19 protein-coding genes and 1 tRNA gene are annotated in these 18,156 nt (G+C 63.6%); 1 reads left to right on the forward strand and 19 read right to left on the reverse strand.

Annotated elements, in window-relative coordinates:
* On the forward strand, nucleotides 1–384 hold a 384-nt coding region (locus DW925_RS08060), incomplete at its 5' end, for a HAMP domain-containing sensor histidine kinase (protein WP_147349530.1).
* A 607-nt stretch (nucleotides 385–991) separates the two neighbouring features.
* Here the strand turns inward: DW925_RS08060 and DW925_RS08065 are convergent.
* The 19 genes from DW925_RS08065 to DW925_RS08155 form a co-directional block, all read right to left on the reverse strand.
* Nucleotides 992–1,068 (reverse strand) — tRNA-Pro (locus DW925_RS08065).
* An 80-nt stretch (nucleotides 1,069–1,148) separates the two neighbouring features.
* Nucleotides 1,149–2,363, reverse strand: a complete 1,215-nt coding sequence (gene coaBC / locus DW925_RS08070; RefSeq protein WP_233540263.1) for a bifunctional phosphopantothenoylcysteine decarboxylase/phosphopantothenate--cysteine ligase CoaBC — start codon at nucleotides 2,361–2,363, stop codon at nucleotides 1,149–1,151.
* 2 nt (nucleotides 2,364–2,365) lie between these two features.
* A complete protein-coding gene (locus DW925_RS08075) occupies nucleotides 2,366–3,085 on the reverse strand; it encodes a zinc ribbon domain-containing protein (RefSeq protein ID WP_117790784.1) in 720 nt (239 codons plus the stop codon).
* Nucleotides 3,082–3,891 carry a Nif3-like dinuclear metal center hexameric protein gene (locus tag DW925_RS08080; RefSeq protein WP_055250137.1) on the reverse strand — a complete coding sequence of 270 codons (810 nt, stop codon included), beginning with the start codon at nucleotides 3,889–3,891 and terminating at the stop codon, nucleotides 3,082–3,084. Before DW925_RS08080 ends, DW925_RS08075 begins: the two co-directional genes overlap by 4 nt.
* A complete protein-coding gene (locus tag DW925_RS08085) occupies nucleotides 3,888–5,078 on the reverse strand; it encodes a cysteine desulfurase family protein (RefSeq protein WP_117790785.1) in 1,191 nt (396 codons plus the stop codon). Before DW925_RS08085 ends, DW925_RS08080 begins: the two co-directional genes overlap by 4 nt.
* 6 nt (nucleotides 5,079–5,084) lie before the next feature.
* Complete coding sequence (gene rpe / locus DW925_RS08090) at nucleotides 5,085–5,756, reverse strand: ribulose-phosphate 3-epimerase (RefSeq protein ID WP_055250140.1); 672 nt, start codon at nucleotides 5,754–5,756, stop codon at nucleotides 5,085–5,087.
* Nucleotides 5,757–5,774: 18 nt separating this feature from the next.
* Complete coding sequence (locus DW925_RS08095; protein WP_117790786.1) at nucleotides 5,775–6,782, reverse strand: NAD(P)H-dependent glycerol-3-phosphate dehydrogenase; 1,008 nt, start codon at nucleotides 6,780–6,782, stop codon at nucleotides 5,775–5,777.
* Nucleotides 6,783–6,791: 9 nt separating this feature from the next.
* Entirely contained in the window at nucleotides 6,792–7,475 is a 684-nt protein-coding gene (gene plsY, locus DW925_RS08100) for a glycerol-3-phosphate 1-O-acyltransferase PlsY (protein WP_117583167.1), read from the reverse strand.
* Nucleotides 7,468–8,802, reverse strand: a complete 1,335-nt coding sequence (der, locus tag DW925_RS08105; protein WP_006236029.1) for a ribosome biogenesis GTPase Der — start codon at nucleotides 8,800–8,802, stop codon at nucleotides 7,468–7,470. Before der ends, plsY begins: the two co-directional genes overlap by 8 nt.
* 10 nt (nucleotides 8,803–8,812) lie before the next feature.
* Nucleotides 8,813–10,255, reverse strand: coding sequence for a DUF512 domain-containing protein (locus DW925_RS08110; RefSeq protein WP_117790787.1), 1,443 nt, complete (start codon nucleotides 10,253–10,255; stop codon nucleotides 8,813–8,815).
* A gap of 2 nt (nucleotides 10,256–10,257) precedes the next feature.
* On the reverse strand, nucleotides 10,258–11,154 hold the full coding sequence (locus DW925_RS08115) for a 4-hydroxy-3-methylbut-2-enyl diphosphate reductase (protein ID WP_117790788.1): 897 nt from the start codon (nucleotides 11,152–11,154) through the stop codon (nucleotides 10,258–10,260).
* Between the two features lie 2 nt (nucleotides 11,155–11,156).
* Complete coding sequence (locus DW925_RS08120) at nucleotides 11,157–11,885, reverse strand: lysophospholipid acyltransferase family protein (protein ID WP_117716116.1); 729 nt, start codon at nucleotides 11,883–11,885, stop codon at nucleotides 11,157–11,159.
* Nucleotides 11,886–11,888: 3 nt separating this feature from the next.
* Nucleotides 11,889–12,575 carry a (d)CMP kinase gene (gene cmk, locus DW925_RS08125; protein ID WP_117716115.1) on the reverse strand — a complete coding sequence of 229 codons (687 nt, stop codon included), beginning with the start codon at nucleotides 12,573–12,575 and terminating at the stop codon, nucleotides 11,889–11,891.
* A 66-nt stretch (nucleotides 12,576–12,641) separates the two neighbouring features.
* A complete protein-coding gene (locus tag DW925_RS08130) occupies nucleotides 12,642–13,616 on the reverse strand; it encodes a pseudouridine synthase (RefSeq protein ID WP_117716114.1) in 975 nt (324 codons plus the stop codon).
* A complete protein-coding gene (gene scpB / locus DW925_RS08135) occupies nucleotides 13,603–14,331 on the reverse strand; it encodes an SMC-Scp complex subunit ScpB (protein WP_117716113.1) in 729 nt (242 codons plus the stop codon). Before scpB ends, DW925_RS08130 begins: the two co-directional genes overlap by 14 nt.
* Before the next feature lie 11 nt (nucleotides 14,332–14,342).
* A complete protein-coding gene (locus DW925_RS08140; protein WP_117716112.1) occupies nucleotides 14,343–15,155 on the reverse strand; it encodes a ScpA family protein in 813 nt (270 codons plus the stop codon).
* A gap of 84 nt (nucleotides 15,156–15,239) precedes the next feature.
* Nucleotides 15,240–15,923 (reverse strand): site-2 protease family protein, encoded by a 684-nt coding sequence (locus DW925_RS08145; RefSeq protein WP_117716111.1) that lies wholly within the window; start codon nucleotides 15,921–15,923, stop codon nucleotides 15,240–15,242.
* A gap of 9 nt (nucleotides 15,924–15,932) precedes the next feature.
* Nucleotides 15,933–16,229, reverse strand: coding sequence for a hypothetical protein (locus DW925_RS08150; protein WP_233508968.1), 297 nt, complete (start codon nucleotides 16,227–16,229; stop codon nucleotides 15,933–15,935).
* Nucleotides 16,216–18,156, reverse strand: a 1,941-nt coding sequence (locus DW925_RS08155; protein WP_147349531.1) for an ABC-F family ATP-binding cassette domain-containing protein, incomplete at its 5' end; no start/stop codon positions are given. The genes DW925_RS08150 and DW925_RS08155, both read right to left, overlap by 14 nt.

Here is an 18,156-nt window from a genome sequence, read left to right on the forward strand (position 1 = left end):
GCCACGGGCCCCGCTGTCGCGGGCGCGCCCGAGGCCGCGCTCGACCGAACCGCCCTGGCGCGAGCCGCCGCGAACCTCGTGGCCAACGCCGCCGAGCACGCACGCTCGCGCGTGGCTGTCTCCTGCGACGTCGCGGGCGGGCACCTCGTCATCGAGGTTGCCGACGACGGACCGGGCTTTTCTCCCGCCGCCCTCGAACGCGGCTGCGAGCGCCTCTTCACAGACGACTCCTCCCGCTCCTCGCGTGACGAAGGCCGCCACTACGGGCTCGGCCTCCACGTCGCCTCCGAGGCCGCGAGCGCCCACGGGGGATCCGTCTCGCTCGCCAACGGCCCCTCGGGCGGTGCGGTGGCCACCATCGCGGTCCCCCTGTGCGGGATCTGACGATTTCCTCGATGTCTACCTCGACTGCGATATGTCGCTCGCCGAGGCCGCGACGAGATGGTGTTGCGTCTGCCCCGTTTGGTGCTTCTAGCTCAAATTTGATCTGATGTAAGGCCCGTGCAATCCTGCATGGGCCTTACTTTTGGCAATTGCTCGACCGATTCGTGGCTTGAAACACAAATTATCGAGTTAAGGAGAAATGGGGTCATACAGCAGCTCTCAGAGCGCTTGCCGCACTCCCCCGCCATTACCTCTGCGGCGTCCTCGTATAGAGCCCATACCGTTTGGCATATCGTTGCAATCGCCCACTTGTCCACCGGTCAAGTGAACTACTGGAATAAATACAGCGACACGCTTGTCCGTTACAGTCGCTATATCTGTGTAAATCGCCGCGATAAATACAGCCTGTACTCGGCTGTATACCAACTACGCGTATGTAGATTCATATCGCGTTAATAAATCGGCTCAAGCGTGTGCAAAACGCGCAAGTAACCGCAAAAGGCGATTATCGCTCAGGTAGATTTTTGGCACCCCGTTGCTTAATCAAAATTAAGCAATTGCTTAAAACAAAAAAGGTCAGGCACTAGATGCCTGACCTGCAAACTTCTGGTCGGGACGACTGGATTCGAACCAGCGACCCCTTGACCCCCAGTCAAGTGCGCTACCAAGCTGCGCCACGTCCCGAAGCTTTTGTTTGTTGCTCTGCTCTCGCTCGCAACAGGGAGTATATTAACCCGAAACTTTAGACTTGTGCAAGAACTTTTTTATAAATTTTGAAGCAAGTCCAAAATTGTATCTGCGAGCTGGGGTTTTGTTAGAACGGGAAGTTCTTTCGTACCCGTTGTGCTCACAATCCAGGCCTTGTTGGTATCGGTTCCAAAGCCCGAATCGGCGCGTGAGACATCGTTGGCGATAATGGCATCGCAGCCTTTGCGTGCCAATTTGCGCTCGGCGTACTTGACGACGTTATCGGTCTCGGCAGCAAATCCGATTACGAGGCGATCGCCCTTTTGGCGTGAGAGTTCGGCCAAGATGTCAACGGTCTCGACGAGCTCGATTCGATCCAGGCGCTCGTTGGCCTTTTTGAGCTTATGGTCCGCCGGGGCCGCCGGCGTGTAGTCGGCGACGGCGGCGGCGCAAATGGCAGCGTCGGCCGTCTGGAAGGCGCTCAGCGCCGCCTGCAGCATCTCTGCGGCGGTCTGCACGCTTACGCACGCCACGCCGCGGGGAACATCGAGCGATGTCGGTCCCAGCACGAGCGTGACCTCGGCACCGCGGCGAGCGGCCTTCCCCGCCAGGGCGATGCCCATCTTGCCCGACGATCGGTTTCCAATAAAACGCACGGGGTCGATCGGTTCGTGCGTAGGACCGGCAGTGATGACGATGCGCTTGCCCGCCAGGTCTTGCGGCACGGGATTGAGCACCTCGCAGATGGCTTCGACGATGTCCTCGGGCTCGCTCATGCGCCCCGTGTCCACGTCGCCGCAAGCAAGGTAGCCACTACCGGGCCCAACCACGTGCACCCCGCGGTCGCGCAGCGTGGCCATATTGGCCTGGGTTGCCGGCGCCTTCCACATGCCATTGTTCATGGCCGGCGCGATCACAATGGGTCGCGGCGTGGCGAGTAGCGTCGTAGAAATCAGGTCATCGGCAATGCCGTTGGCCATCTTGGCGATGATATTGGCCGTCGCGGGCGCCACGGCCACCAGATCGGGCTCCTGCGCCAGCGAAATGTGGTGGATGGGGTCGGAAGGATCGTCGAATAGCCCAACCGCGACCGGCTCGTTGGTGAGCGCGCGGAAGGTAAGCGGCCCCACAAACTCCGTGGCATGCTCGCTCATAACGACTTTGACACGTGCGCCGCGCTTTTGCAGCAGGCGCACGATATTGCACGACTTATAGGCGGCGATCCCGCCGGTAATGCCCAGCAGGATCGTTTTTCCCTCAAGTTGCATTGAATTGTTGGATGCCGCCGTCATCGCTAGGCTTCCTTACTCGGGAGCACCAGGAGGCGGTGGCAGTACGGACAGTGCGTAATCTCGCTACCGTCGTGGTTGAGGTCGCTCATGGACGATGCCTGCAGCGCGGTGTGGCAGACCGTGGGGATGTTGCCCTGGATGGTCTCGACGGCCAAGCCGCGGAACTGCTTGAGCAGACGCTCGTAGTCGCTGAGCACGTCGGTGGGCAGCGTAGCGGCCAGCGCGGTGCGCTCCTTGGTGGCGGCATCGATCTGGGCCTGGAGGTCGGCTGCCTTGGCGCGGGCGGCCTTGGTGTCGGCCTTCACGCCCTCCTCGAACTTGGCGATGATTGCCTGTGCGCGAGCCTCGCGGTCGAGCGCCTCCTTGTGGGCGACGACGACGTCCTTGCGGGTGTGCTCGATCTTGTCCAGGCGCTTGGCCAGGGTGGCGAGCTCGTTCTCCAGGTCCTGAACCTCGTGATAGTCAGAGCCGTCGACGTGGCGCTTCTTAGCGGCCTCAATGGCGTTATTGGTCTGGATCTCGGTGGTGTTGAGATCGTCGAGCTCAATATCCAGGTCCTTGCGCTGAGCGTAGAGCTTGGTCATTTCGGCCTTGAGCTTTACATAGGTCTTGCGCTTGGAAGCGAGCTCCTTGAGCTCCGGCATATTGGCAAGTTCGCTCTTGTTGCGGGCGAGCTCCAAATCGATCTGTTGCAGCTTGAGTAGCGTAGCGCCGGCGCTCATAAGTTCTCTCCTTTTGTCACAGTCCACCATTGGCAAGGGTTCAGTATTTTAATCGCATGACGGGGGTCGACCCCGGCGTCAACTGCAGAGTTCATCAATATATCAACGAACGGCTCCTCGGAGCGGTCGTGGCCGAGCAAGATCACCGACAGCCCGCGCAAGGCAAGGTCTTGCGCCACGTGGTAGCCCGCCTCGCCCGTCACGACAACATCTGCGCCCGCGGCGATGGCGAGCTCTCCGAAGTCGCCCAGGGAGCCGCCCAAAATGGCGACGGTGCGGCACGGGCGATCAGCTTTGCCCCACACACGCGGGTCGCTGCCAAAGGCCGTGGCAGCACGGGTGGCAAGATCGCGCAGCGTGCACGGGTCGTTGAGCGTTGCAAGTGCGCCCAGGCCGGTGGCCTCGGGGTCGTCCACGTGCTCCAGTGAGCTCACGGGTGCGGCACCCAGCAGCTTGCTCAGGCAGACACGGGCTTCGTGCGAGCGGTCCAGGTTGGTGTGGAGCGAGATAATGCTCACCCCGCAGCGGGCAGCCTCGTAGAGGGCCGCACTGCACTGGGGTCGTGTGGCATCCGCCGGACAAAAGGCCTCGGGTGCCTTGATGTATATGGGATGATGCGTCAGCAGCACGTTGGCGCTTGCTTCTTGGGCGCGGCGAACATTAGCCTCAGTCGCATCGAGTGCGCAGGCAACGCCGGTGATCTCCGCGGCCGGATCGCCAACGGAGAGTCCTACGTGGTCCCAGGGCTCGGTGTCCGTCTTGGGATAGCGTGCCAGTAGCGCGCGCTCGAGCTCGGCGACGATCATGCGGCACCTGCGATCGAGAGCAGCGTCTGGGCAAACTCGTCCAGATCGTCCGGATTCACGCGGTCGTCAAAGGAAATGCGCAGTGCACCTAGTGCCTGCTCGCGACCAATGCCCATGGCGCTGAGCACATGGCTCGGGTCCATGCTGCCGCTCGAGCACGCCGAGCCGGCCGAAACCTCAAAGCCGGCGGCGTCGAGCTTGATGATGAGTTCCTCTGAGTCCATGCCGTCAATGTAGATCGATAACATGCCGGGCAGACGGTCGGCTTGCGCGTAGTCACCCATGGTGGCGTGAATGCGCGGATGGGCCGTAAGCGTGGCGTAGAGCTTGTCGGAAAGGGCTTGCAGCTTCGCGCGCTCCTGAGCCACATGGGGCGTCAGAGACGAGGCGGCAGCGGCAAAGGCGAGCTGCGTGCGCAGGTCTTGCGTGCCGGCACGACGACCGGCCTCCTGTCCGCCGCCGAAGATGCGCGGGCGCAGCGGCGTGCGGCTCTTAAGGTAGAGTGCGCCAGATGCCACGGGACCGCCAATCTTGTGGGCTGCGACGGACATGGCGTCGACGCCCAGCTCGGTGACATCGAGTGGAATATGCAAGTAGCCCTGGATGGCATCGGTGTGGAACAGGGCACCTGCGGTGTGCGCAGCTGCGGCAAGCTCGCGGATGGGCTGCACCACGCCGGTTTCGTTGTTGGCGACCATAATGCTCACGAGCGCCACGTCGTCGCCTAGCAGCTCGACAAGCGTGGCAGGCTCAACGTAGCCCGCGCGGCAGGGCTGCACCAGGTCGACGGTAAAGCCGGCGGCACGCAGCAGCGGCAGGTTGTCCAGAATCGAATCGTGCTCGATGGCCGAAACGATTACGCGACCGCGCTTGCGATCGCGCTTGCGATCGCGCTGACGAGCGCCCTCGGCAAGACCGAGCAGCGCCAGCTGGTTGGCTTCGGTGCCGCCGTTGGTCAGTACAATCTCGGACGGGCGGACGTGCGCGCCAAAGCTGCGGGCGATCTCGCGACGTGCAACCTCCAGACGCGCGGCAGCCTTGCGGCCGAGCGAATGCAGCGAGTTGGGGTTGACGCCGGCAAGCTCGCTGTCGTCGTACTCGCGCTGCGCAAGGAGCGCCTCGGCGCGCATGGGCGTCGAGGCGGCATAGTCAAGATTCACGGGTATGCGGTTTTGACCTGCGGTCATAAGGGTTTATGCCTCCTGTGCGGCCTCGTTGCCCAGCTTCTGCAGCAGCGCAACCTCGGCAGCGGGATCTTCGGACTTAAATACGGCGGAGCCGGCCACGAGCACGTTGGCGCCGGCCTTGACGACCTCGGCGATGTTCTTGGAAGAGATACCGCCGTCGACCTCGATCAGGGGCGACACGCCGTGGCGCTCGCACATGGCCTTGAGCTCGTGAAGCTTTGCGATGGTGCCCGGGATAAAGCTCTGGCCGCCAAAGCCCGGGTTCACGCTCATGAGCAGCACCATATCGACGACGTCGATGATGCTCTCGAGCACGCACACGGGGGTGGCGGGGTTGAGCACCACGCCGGCCTTGACGCCGCGCTGCTGCAGATGCGTGAGCGTGCGGTGCAGGTGCGTGGAAGCCTCGTAGTGCACGGTGATCATGTCGGCACCGGCGTCGGCGTACCAATCGACCGTCTCGTCGGGGTTCGTCACCATGAGGTGCGCGTCGACCGGTACATCGGTGGAGCGCTTGACGGCCTTAAGGATGTCAACGCCAAAGGTGAGGTTGCCGGTAAAGTGACCGTCCATAACGTCGAAGTGCACGTAGTCGGCACCGGCGATCTTGTCGAGTTCGCCCTTGAGGTTGGCCATGTCGGCCGAAAGGACAGACGGAGCGATTTTGATGGAACCCATGGTAGAAGCCTTTCTGCGCTAGTCGGTGAGTCCGTAGAACTCTTGAGAAGGGACGCGATCTGTGAGAATCTCGAGCGCCCTATCCAAAGTAACACCGTTGTAGAGCGTTTGCTCCACGGCAAAGGTGAGCGGAATGTCTACGCCCAGTGAACGGGCAAGCTCACTGACGCTGCGGGCCGCGACGGCGCCCTCGACCACCATATGCGTACGTGCCTGGTACTCGTCGAGCGAGATGCCGTGGGCAAACTCGTAGCCAAAGGTGCGGTTGCGCGAATGCTCGGAGGTGCAGGTGGCAATGAGGTCACCCATGCCGGCAAGACCCATGCAGGTCATGGCTTGACCGCCGCGGGCGTGCACCAGACGGCTGATCTCGGCCAGGCCGCGCGTCATGATAAGGGCGAGCGTGTTGTCGCCCGCACCAGAACCGGCGGAAATGCCGCACACGATGGCGATGACGTTTTTCATAGCGCCGCAAACCTCGACACCGGTCATATCCTGCGACAGGTAGATGCGGAAGGCCGTGGACAGCAGCAGCTCCTTAAAGGTCTCCCCCACCTGCTGGTCCTCGCTGGCGATGACGGCGGCAGAGAGCCCGCCGCGGCAAATCTCCTCGGCATGGTTGGGGCCCGAGAGGGCCGCCACACGCCGCTCGTTGCCGATCTCGCTGGCAATGACCTCGCTCATGAGCAGGCCAGACTCGGGCTCAATGCCCTTGGTAAGGCAGAGCACCGGGGTGTTGGCGGCGATGAAAGGCGCTGCCTGATGACATACGCTGCGCAGGTGTGTGGAGGGCACGGCAAAGATGATGGCGTCGGCGGCGTCGAGCGCTTGCGCCAGGTCCGTCGTGGCGACGACGTTGCCGGGCAGCTCGTAGTCCACCAGATACCGGGGGTTGCAGTGCTCGCCATTGATGCCGGCGGCCGTCTGCTCGCTGTGGGCCCACATGGTCACGCGCTCGGCTCGCGCGGCGGCAAGGCCGGCGACGGCGGTTCCCCAGGAGCCGGAGCCAATCAGCGCAACATTCATGATTCTCTCCTACTTATCGTCGGGCTCGGTGACGCGCTTGGTAAACGAGAGCTTGGACTCCTTACCGGCCATGAGCTTTTGGATATTCGCGCGATGGGCCCACACAACGGTGATGCCGATTATCGCCATGCAAAACTTAAGTCCCAGGCTGCTGTACGGAAAGACCGCGCAAGCAGCGATGGGAAGACCGATGGCAGCGGCAAGCGAGCCCACCGACACATACTTGGTGATGGCGACGGCCACGATAAACATGCCGAGCAGCGACAGGCCAATAGGCCAGTACCAGGCGAGGATGACGCCCAGGCCAACCGCGATACCCTTGCCGCCGTGGAAGTTAAGGTAGGGCGAGAAGATATGGCCCCACACCGCTGCCAGGCAAATGACGCCGAGCATCCAATCGCCGGGGGCTCCGGGCGCCATGATGCTTACGGGGAAGCCATAGCCCAAGTCGGCAATGAGCGGACGCGCGATAAGGACGCAGATGGCGCCCTTAAGGCAGTCGAGCAACAACGTGAGCGCGGCCACCTTAGGGCCGGCCACGCGCAGCGCATTGGTTGTGCCGATGTTGCCGGAACCCGCCTTGCGAATGTCGGTGTGGTTGAACACGCGGCCCAGGATCAGGCCAAACGGAATCGCTCCGATAAAGAAAGAGACCACGGCGCAGATGGCGGTCAGCAGAATCGGATTATGCATCCTTTTGTTCCTTCTTCCTAAAGAAGAGTCGAATGGGCGTGCCGGCAAAATCGAAGGTCGAGCGCATGCGGTTCTCCACGTAGCGCTGGTAGGTGTCGTTGACCAGATCGCTGTGGTTGACGAAGAACGTGAACGTCGGCGGATTGACGCCCGTCTGAGTCACGTAGTGCATGCGCAGGCGGCGCTTGCCGTCCACCACGGTGTGGCCGAACTCACGTAGGTCGGTGAGGAACGTGTTGAGGCGCGAGGTGCTGATCTTTTGCGAACGCGTCTTCTCGGCTGCGTCGACCATCGCCCAGATCTTCTCGACGCTGCGGCCAGTGAGGGCAGAGATGCGCAGGTACTGGGCCCAGGGAGCCATGACGCCCAGACGGCGGTCGATGGTCTCCATGCAGGCCTCGCGCTTGCGGTCGTCGTCGAGCAGGTCCCACTTGTTGAGCAGCACAACGATGGCACAGCCGCGCTCGATGGCAAGACCCATGACCTTCTGGTCCTGTTCGGTAACGCCCACGGAGGCGTCGACGACGAGCAGCGCCACGTCGGCGCGGTCGATGGCGCGCAGGCCGCGGACCATCGAGTAGTACTCGATATTCTCGTACACGGTGCTCTTCTTGCGGATGCCCGCGGTGTCGACCATGCGGTAGTGCTTGCCGTTGCGCTCCACGACGGTGTCGATGGCGTCGCGCGTCGTGCCGGCAATGTTGGACACGATAGAGCGGTCGGCGCCTAGGATGCGGTTGAACAGCGAGGACTTGCCGGCGTTGGGGCGGCCGATGATGGCCACGTTCAGCGCATCGGGGAACTCGTCGGCGACCTCGTCCTCTTCCTCCGGAAGCAGGGCCACGATATCGTCGAGCAGGTCGCCCGTGCCATGACCATGCAGGGCCGAGAGCGGCGTGGGCTCACCGATGCCGAGCGAATAGAACTCCCAGATGCTGTCGTTCTCGCGATCGGGGTTGTCGAGCTTGTTCACCAGCAGAAAGACCGGCTTGTCGCAGCGCTTGAGCATGCGAGCGACCGACTCGTCCTCCTCGGTGACGCCGGTGCGGCCATCGACCACAAACAGGATGACGGCGGCTTCCTCGGCGGCGGCGAGCGCCTGGTCGCGGATGGACGTGGCAAAGACGTCGTCGCTCTTGAGCGGCTCGATACCGCCCGTGTCGACGATGGTGAACTCGCGGCCGTTCCAATCGGCCGTGTGATATGAGCGATCGCGCGTGACGCCGCGAGACTCGTGGACGATGGCGTCCGAGGTCTGGGCCAGGCGGTTAACGAGCGTGGACTTGCCCACGTTGGGGCGTCCGACGACGGCGACGATAGGTTTCATCTGCTCTCCTTTAATGGGTAGGGTCAGCGGAATTAGTAGAGTCGGCAGGCACAATGCCAAGGATGTGCTCCAGGGTATCGAGCAGCTCATGCGGCATGGTCGACACCACATGAACCTCGGCGCCGCGACTGGTAAGGCTTGCGAGTAAATCGTCACGATGATACTCGTCAAGCGTCATGCCGTCAGCGTTGAACATGAGCTTAGGCACAAAGAGCATAACCCCCGACAGATCTTGGGGCAGCTGCTCCAAGATGTCACACGCGACGATGAGGCCGGTCACGTCCACGTTGCCGCCAAAGTAGCGGTTCTTGATGGCCGTGACAGTGCCGGCGAGTCCCTGGGGCGACTCCACAAAGCGGGCCACCGTGTCGCGTGCGCTGGCGCCCGAGAGGCACAGCAGGTGCTGGCTGCGGGCGGCGATGGCCTCGCGGACGCGGGCCAGACGCTCGGTATCGGCGGCAAGCACGTCGTCGGTCTCGTCTAGATACGAGCGGATCATGCCGATGCCGTCGTAGTACTGCGGGTAACCGTCGTAAAAGTCCGCCTCCGGCGGCTCGATGCCGGCGTCCAGATAGAACTCGTCGCTCATCTGGAAGGTATGGCGACCAAAACGCTCGTACGCGCGGTCCTGGAAGGGTCGGATCATGGCGATGGTCTCGCGCGCCAGTTCGGGCTTGTCGCTGTATGACCAGCTAAAGCGGTTTTGGTGCTTGGTAAAACCGAGCGGCACAATGCCCAGGCTGGTGATTTGCTCGTGCTCCTCGCAAAAGCGCAGGGTCTTTTCCAGCTCCTCGCCGTCGTTCATGCCGGGGCACAACACAATCTGCGCGTGAATCTCGATGCCGGCGGCCATGATGGCCTCGAGTACGTCCATGCCGCGCTGGGCGTTGCGGCCCATCATGCGGCGGCGGACATCGGGGCTCACGGCGTGGACCGACACGTTCATGGGGCTCATGTTGCGTTGGATGACGTTTTGAACATCTTCGTCGGAGAGGTTCGTGAGCGTGACAAAGTTGCCCTGCAAAAAGCTCAGGCGGTAGTCGTCATCGCGAATATAGAGCGTGGAGCGGCCGCCCTTGGGCAGCATGGTCATAAAGCAGAACACGCAGGCGTTAACGCAGGTACGCATGCCATCAAAGATGGGGCCATCGAACTCCAGGCCCCAGTCCTCGCCGGGAAAGCGGTCGAGCTCGACGGGGGTGACGGTGCCGTCGCGTGGATCGAATACCTCCAGCTCGACGGTGTCGTCGTCGGCTTCCCAGAGCCACACGATCATGTCGGTGAGCTGCTCGCCGTTGACCGTGAGCACGCGCATGCCCGGCTCGATACCCACATCCCATGCGGGCGACTCGGGACGCACGTTCTTAACGAGCGCGCCTTCACCCGGCTCGGGGTCGCGGCTGCGCCCGTAATCGGCCACCTCGGCGGCGTATGCGGGTACGGTCTGGTCCATGATTAGCGGCAAAGCTCCTTGATGCGCGCGACGGCGCGTTCGATGTGTTCTTGCGGGGTGGAGGCTCCGGCGGTGATGCCGATGTGGCGCGCGTTGGCAAACCATGCGGCCTCAAGCTCGGAAGCTTCCTCGATGTGGTGCGTGTGCTCGCAGGCATCGGCACAAATCTGCGCCAGGCGGCGCGTGTTACCGGAGTTTTTGCCGCCCACGACGACCATGCAGTCGCAGCGGTTGGCAAGTGCGGCGGCCGCCTGCTGGCGCTCGCTCGTGGCGGCGCAGATCGTGTTGATCACACGCAGTTCCTGCACGCGTGGGGTGATGGAGGCCACAACCTCGGCCAGGTTCTGCGCGGTCTGGGTGGTCTGCACAACCAGTCCCACCTTGCCCTTGAGCGACAGCTCGTCGGCGTCAGCGGCACAGCTCACGACCTGTGCGTCATCACCAGCATGGCCAAGAATGCCCTCGACCTCGGGGTGACCCGGCTCGCCCACGACAATCACGCGGTAGCCCTCGCGCACCAGGCGCTCGGCCGCCACATGGACCTTCTGCACGTAGGGGCAGGTGGCGTCGACCACGTCGAGGCCGCGCTCACGTGCGGCCTCGATCACCTGCGGCACCACACCGTGGGCGCGAATGATCACGGTGCCCGAAGCAGCGTCGTCCAAGGTGTCTGCCAGACCAACGCCTGCCTCGGCGAGCGCGCGCACCACGATGGGGTTATGAATGAGCGGGCCCAGGGTGTGGACCTGAGCGCTCTCCCCTGCCTGCGGCGCGGCGGCCAGCGCCATGTCGAGCGCGCGCTGCACGCCGTAGCAGGTGCCGGCATGCGCGGCAATCTCGATGGTGGGGACGACCTCCCTTGCGGCGGCCGCGGCGGTATTCATGACGTTCTCACCCATGGCTAGAACCTGCCCGGGTGCTCGGCGCACAGGTCGTCGCGCATGGCGTAGACGCGGCTCATGGCCTCGGACTCAAACCAGGCTAGGCGCTCCTTGCGCTTGAGCTCGGCCGGAGCGTCGGAAAGTGAGATGGCCTTGCCGGCGCGGATCCAGCACTTCTTGGGGCGCATGATCTTTTTGCCTTTGGGCGTGATGTCGGACCAGCCGCAGATGGCGAGCGGGTTGACGGGTGCCTTACCCATCTGGGCTATGAGCGCAAAGCCGCCATGGACCTCGGGCTTGATCTCGCGCGAGCGGATGCGCGTGCCCTCGGGGAAGATCAAGACATCCTCGCCGCGTTGCAACGCATGCTGAGCGGCACGCAGGCACTTCATGTCGGCGGTGCCGCGCTCGACGGGAATACCGCCCACGCGGCTAAAGGCCCAGCGCACGATCTTGCTTTTGGCGAACTCGGATTTAAAGATGGGGCGCACACGGCGGCCGCCAAAGAACAGCGCCGTCTCCACGGCCAAGAGTTCGGCCATCGAGGTGTGGTTGCAGATGACCACGCTGCCGCGGCCTTCCTGGCGCTCAAACAGCAGGTCGACGTCTTCGACCTTCCAGCGCCACATGAGCTTGGAGAAGACCCACAGAATAGCCATGACCACCACGACGACGGCGCGGATGAGCGCCGGGAACTCGGCGTAGGGGGCGTTGTAGTAATCCTCGGGCGTCTGCTTAAACAGGCGCATGGGCTACCTCCTTTGGTTGATGAGGTCCTCGATTATCGAGACGACCTCGTCGATGGTGTGGGCGGTGGAGTCGACGTGCACGGCGTCCTCGGCGGGCACGAGCGGTGCGACCTCGCGGCTGCTGTCGAGTTTGTCGCGCTGCTTGAGGGCGTCGAGGGTTTCGTCGACCTCGGTCTCGAGCTGCTCCGTGCTGAGCGGCTGAGCGTCGCTTTGGTGGCGTTGCAGCACGCGACGACGGGCGCGCTCGCGCGGGTCGGCGGTCAGGAAGACCTTGACCTGTGCGTTGGGGAACACGACGGTGCCGATGTCGCGACCCTCGGCCACGATATCGCGGTCCTCGGCGGCGCGTCGCTGATGGATGAGCATGGCGGCGCGTACGCCCGGGTAGGCCGAGACCTTGGAGACATTGGCGTCTACCTGCGGGGTGCGGATGGCAGCCGATGCGTCCGCACCGTCGATGGTCAGGCGCGTGTCCTCGCCGGTGCCGTTGGTAAAGCGGATCTCGATCTGCTCGGCGAGGGCGTCGATGGCCGCCTCGTCGTCCAGGTCGATGCCGCGGTCGAGCGCGGCGAAGGTGACGGCGCGATACATGGCGCCCGTGTCGAGCTTGTTAAAGCCCAGCTGGCGGGCGATCTCCTTGGCGATGGTAGACTTGCCGGAACCGGCGGGGCCGTCGATGGCGACGATCATGCAATGCTTCCTTTCGGTGGTTGACGTGCTGGTATGATGCGCGAGCGCTGGGGCTTGGCGGACTGACTAGCCCGTGTAGCGCTCGCGGTAGGTGTTGCGCTTGGGCGCGGAGCCGTGGCTGCCGTGGTGGCGCGTGTGGGCCGCGGTGTTGGTCGCGGGCGCGGCGGCGCGCTCGGAAGCGGCCTGCTTGGGCGGGATGCCGCCGGCCTTAAGGATCTGCACCTCGCGGTCGGTGAGCTCGCGCCACGAGCCCTTGGCCACGTCCTTGAGCTCCAGGCCGGCAAAGTTACAGCGGTGCAGACGGATCACCGGATGGTGGATCTTGCTCAGCATGCGCTTGACCTGGTTTTTGCGGCCCTCACGGATGATGACCTCCACGGCGGTGGTGCCGGGCTTCACACCCTGGGGAGCCACGGCCTCGGCCTCACGAGCGGTGATGACGCGGCAGATCGCCGGCTGGCACAGACCGTCGTCGAGCTCGATGCCGCGACGCAGCGGCGTAAGATCGTGGTCGGACAGCTGCCCGTCCACGAGCGCCTGGTAGGTCTTGTAGACGTGCTTGCTAGGGTGCAGCAGATCCTGCGACAGGTCGCCGTCGGTGGTAAAGAGCAAAAGGCCCGTGGTGTCGCGGTCCAGGCGACCCACCGGGAAGAGCCCCGGAAAGCGGTCGCGCGGGACCAGGTCGGCCACGCAGGGTCGCTCCTGCGGATCGCTCATGGTGGTGAGGTAGCCGGTCGGCTTGTAGAGCATCAGGTACACGGCGCCCTGGTTGAGCTTGACGGGCATGCCGTCGACCTCGATATGGTCGCGGTCGACGTCGACCTTGGTACCTAGTTCGGTCGCGACCTGGCCGTTGACGGTCACGCGGCCGGCGGTCATCAGGTCCTCCGAGCCGCGGCGGCTCGCCACGCCCGCACGCGCCAAAAAGCGCTGCAGGCGCATGGTGTGCGGATAGACGGGCTGGGTGTCGGACTCGTGCGTATCCGCGTTGGGCACCGCAGCGCCGGCGCGCGTCTCCCCTACTTCGTTAGTCCTCGTCATGTAAATCCTCCGAGGTCTCGTCGACGACCAGGTTTTCCAAGTCCTCGACTGCCTCAACATCTTCAACATCGGTATCGAGCAGATCGCGCTCTTCGTCCAGGTCCTCGGCCTGCTCCTCGAGCGTGGACTGAATGCTTCGGCCGCTCAGGCGCTCGCGGATAAACTGACGCGACTGCTCGTCGGGGGCAAACTGCTCCAGGTCGGGCAGGTCGCGGGTGGAGCGCAGGCCGAACTTCTCCAAAAAGGCGTTGGTCGTGCCGTAAATGATGGCCTGACCGCGCTGGGGGTCGCGTCCGAGCTCGCGCACCAGACCTTTGTCCACGAGCGACGCGATGACGCCGTCGGAATTGACGCCGCGGATGCCCTTGACCACCTCGCGCGTCACGGGCTGGTGGTATGCGATGACGGCAAGTGTTTCGAGCGCGGCCTGCGACAGCTTTTGCGTGTCCCAGCTCAACACATAGGCCTCGACCACGTCGTGGTAGGCGGGGTGCGTAAACAGGCGCCAGCCGCCGGCGACCTCACGCAGCTGAAAGCCACGGTTGGCCTCCTCGTACTCAACCTTGAGCTCGGCGAGCAGCGATGCGCACTCGCCGGGGGCGATATCCAGTGCGCCGGCGAGCGCGGGCGCACTCACCGGGTCGCTCGACACCAGCAGCAGCGCCTCGAGGGCGCCTTTGAGGCTGTTTGCCTCCAGCGTTGAAAGGGTTGACATGGTTGCTGCTCCTATTCGGTGAGCTCGGGGCCCTCGCCGGGCACGTATGCCTCGGCGCCCTCGACTCGGTTGATGCAGATGGTTCCGAAGATCTCGTCCTGGCTCAGCGTGAGCGAACCGCGCTTTGCGAGCTCTAACATGGCCAGGAAGGTGACGACGAGTTGCTCGGTGGTGGCGTCGCCGTCCAACAGCTCGCGGAAGGTGCAGGTTTGGTGCGCCATGGTAAAGCGGTCGACTGAGGCCACGGTCAGGTCGAGCGGTACGCGATGCGGCGCCACATGCTCGGCCTCCAGCAGGAAAGTCTGGCGCTTGCCGTCCAGGTCGGCACAGATAACGGCCAGGCCGCGCAGGGCGATGCCAGCCAGATAGTCGGGCATGAGCCCTAGGAACTCAGGGTCGGGGCCGGCCACACGCGGATGCATACGGCTTTCGGCCTGCATGCGGGCACCGAGGGCCGCAGCCGCGCCTTTAAACTGCTTGTAGGCAATCAGGCGCTGGATCAGGACCTCGCGCAAGGCGTCGCCGTCGAGCGCGCTGAGTTCCTCGAGGTCTTCGTCGAACTCGTCATCGTCGTCATCGACTTTGCGCGGGGCCTCCTGCGGCACCAGAGAGGCGGCCTTGATGTCCAGAAGGGTTGCCGCGACCAGCAGAAAGTCGCTCGCCACGTCCAGGTCCAGCGCCTCGATGCGCTCCACCTCGGCAAGGTACTGCTCGGCCACCTCGCTGATGGAGATGGCGCCGATATCTACTTTTTGGCGGGTTACCAGCTGCAGCAACAGGTCGAACGGCCCGCTGTAGACCTGAGTCGACACGCGATACGACATCTTCGACCTCCTTTGACGGCGCCTTCGCGGCGCGGTTTGGGTGCATGTTGCGACCGTTTTGCGCGGTCGACCTGTAAGTTTACCTTAGATGCCGGCGATTGCGAAGTTGAGCAGCCACTCGGCCAGCGGATACACGGTAACGTCGAAATAGCGGCCAATCACATCAATGCCAGTCCACATGGGCAGCAGATACAGCACGATGATGAGGATGGGCATGGCGTATTGCTGCAGGTGGTAGTAGTTGTTGAGCGCCTTGCCTTTGAGGAGCGGCACGATGATCGACGAGCCATCGAGCGGCGGGATCGGGATGAGGTTGAAGAATGCGAGTGACAGGTTAACCACGATAAACGTGGCGCCGAAGTTCATGATCTGTGACGCCAGGGCAAAGGAGATGCCGGTGTAGAGGTTGCCGTACGCCACGTGCATGAGTGCCGCGGCAAGGCACGCGAGTGCGATGTTCGACGCGGGGCCGGCCGCGCTCACCAGGACCTCGTCGCGCTTGGGGTGCTTGAGGTTGTTGAGGTAGACGGGCACGGGTTTGGCGAAGGCGAACACCGGGCCGCCGGCCGCGAGCATGAGCAGCGGCAGGATGATGGTGCCAAACGGGTCGATATGGTTAAGCGGGTTGAGTGACACGCGGCCGCGCGAACGGGCCGTCTTGTCGCCGAGCGCCCAGGCCGCGGCGGCGTGTGCGCTCTCGTGGATCACGATGCCCACGATGACGGCGACGGCGCTGGCGAGCAGGTTCATGAGGTAGCTGCTGGACATAGCGCTCCCCTAGCGGACGCGGCGCGAGGCGCGCGTGAGCAGGTAGTCGATCACAAACAGGATCACGGCGACGATGGCGTAATCCAGGCGGAACACGCCGCCAAAGGGCGACGTGATGACGCCATAGCCGGCGATGGCGCTCGGCAGTGCGCGCGAAAGCTCAACGACAAAGCCTGCGATCTGCAGCTTGGCGGTGAGGCCGCTAAAACACAGCAGCACGGTCATCGCGCTCATAAAGATGCCGCAGATGCGACAGGCGACGGCGATGATGCTCATCGCCACGGCAGCGGCCTTACGAGAGTTCACGCGCGGTCTCCTCTTCGATCTGGGTGGAAAGCTCCAGCCATTCGTCCTCGAGCTTGGGTAGCTCTTGCTTAAGGCCGTTATATTCCCCCAGCGCGGCGTTGAACTTGTCTTGATCGGCATAAAGCTCTTCGCTTGCCATCAATTCCATAAGCTCGTCATAGCGGGCGCGCTTTTTGTCGAGCTCCGTCTCGATCTTCTTGAGCTGGTTACGCACGCCCTTGAGCTTTTTGTTGAGCGCAGCGCGGGCTTGGGCCTCGGCGCGCTTTTGCTCCTTGGTCTTTTTGCCCTCGGCAGGCTTGGGGGCGGCGACGGGGGTGTCGGCCTGGGCGGCGCTGGCCTTGGCGGACTTGGTCGTGGCCGGCGCGCTCTCCGTGGACGCCTCGGCGGCGGCGCGGGCTGCGAGGTCCTCGCGCTTGTAGAGGTAGTAGTCGTAGTCGCCGTCGTAGACCGTGACTTGTCCGTCGCGGATGTCGATGACGCGGTTGGCCACGGCGCGCACCAGGTGTTCGTCGTGGCTGATCAGCACGATGGTGCCGGGGAAGTTTTGCAGGGCGTTCTCGAGCATGTCCACCGAGTCGATGTCTAGGTGGTTGGTGGGCTCGTCCAGGCACAGGAGCGCCTCGGGGGCCACGAGCATCTTGGCCAGGGCCAGACGCGCTTTTTCGCCGCCGGAGAGGACGCGAACCTGCTTCTCGATGGAATCGTTGTCGCTAAACAGGAAGGCGCCCAGTAGGCTGCGCTGCTGCGGCACGGTCCACTTGGGCGTGACGGTGTCGATCTCTTGCAGGACGGTGTTGGACTCGGTCATGCCCTCGAGCGCGTGCTGGGCGTAATAGGCCACGCCCACGTTGGTGCCCAGGTCGCGGGTGCCGGTGGTGGGCGGCTCCAGTCCGGCGATGATCTTCATGAGCGTGGACTTGCCGGCGCCGTTGGGGCCGACGAGTGCCACGTGCTCGCCGCGGTAGAGCTTGAGCTCGATGTCGCTGTAGATGTGCTTGTTGCCGTAGGACTTGGCCACGCCCTCGAGCCCCACGACCATGTCGCCGGAGCGCGGCGGGTCGGGGAACTTAAAGTCGATGTGCTTGTGGCCCTCGGGTAGGATGACAAGCTCCTTTTTGATCTGCTCGATCTTGCGGATGCGCTCCTGAGCCTGGGCAGCCTTGGTGGGCTTGTAGCGGAACTTGTCAACGAAGACCTGCATATGGGCGATGTCGCGCTCCTGGGCGGCGCGCTTGGCGCGCATCTGCTCCAGGTTGTCCTCGCGCTGCTTGAGGTAGCTACTGTAGTTGCCGGTGTAGGTGGTCACGCGGCGGTTTTCGAGAGCGGCGACATGGTCGACGCAGGCGTCCATGAAAGCGCGGTCGTGGCTGACGATGAGCACGGCGCCATCGTAGTTGGCGATAAAGCCGCGCAGCCACTGGACGCTTTCGAGGTCCAAGTGGTTGGTGGGCTCGTCCAGAAGCAGCAGGTCGGGGTGACGCAGGAAGAGCTTGGCCAGCGCGATGCGCATCTGCCAGCCGCCCGAGAACTCGGAGCACGGGCGCTCAAAGTCGGTGACCTTAAAGCCAAGGCCGGACAGGATCTTGCGGGCGTTGCTCTCGAGCTCGTAGCCGCCCAGGTGCTCAAAGCGGTCCTGGACCTGGCCGTACTCGTTAAGGAGCGCGTCAACGTCCTTGCCCTGTTCGGAGAGCTCAGTGATCTGGGCCTGCAGCTCGTTGGCGCGCTCGCCCATGCGGCGGATTTCCTTGGCGGCGGCCATGACCTCAGCGAGGATGGTGGTGTCCTTTTGTTCCAGATTAGTTTCCTGCTCTAGGTAGCCCACCTGGCAGTCCTTTGCGTACTGGACCTGGCCGGAGTCGGGACTGTCGATGCCCATGATGATTTTGAGCATGGTGGTTTTGCCGGCGCCGTTGGGGCCCACGAGGGC

The organism is Collinsella sp. AM43-1 (genome assembly GCF_003467925.1).
Lineage (GTDB): Bacteria > Actinomycetota > Coriobacteriia > Coriobacteriales > Coriobacteriaceae > Collinsella.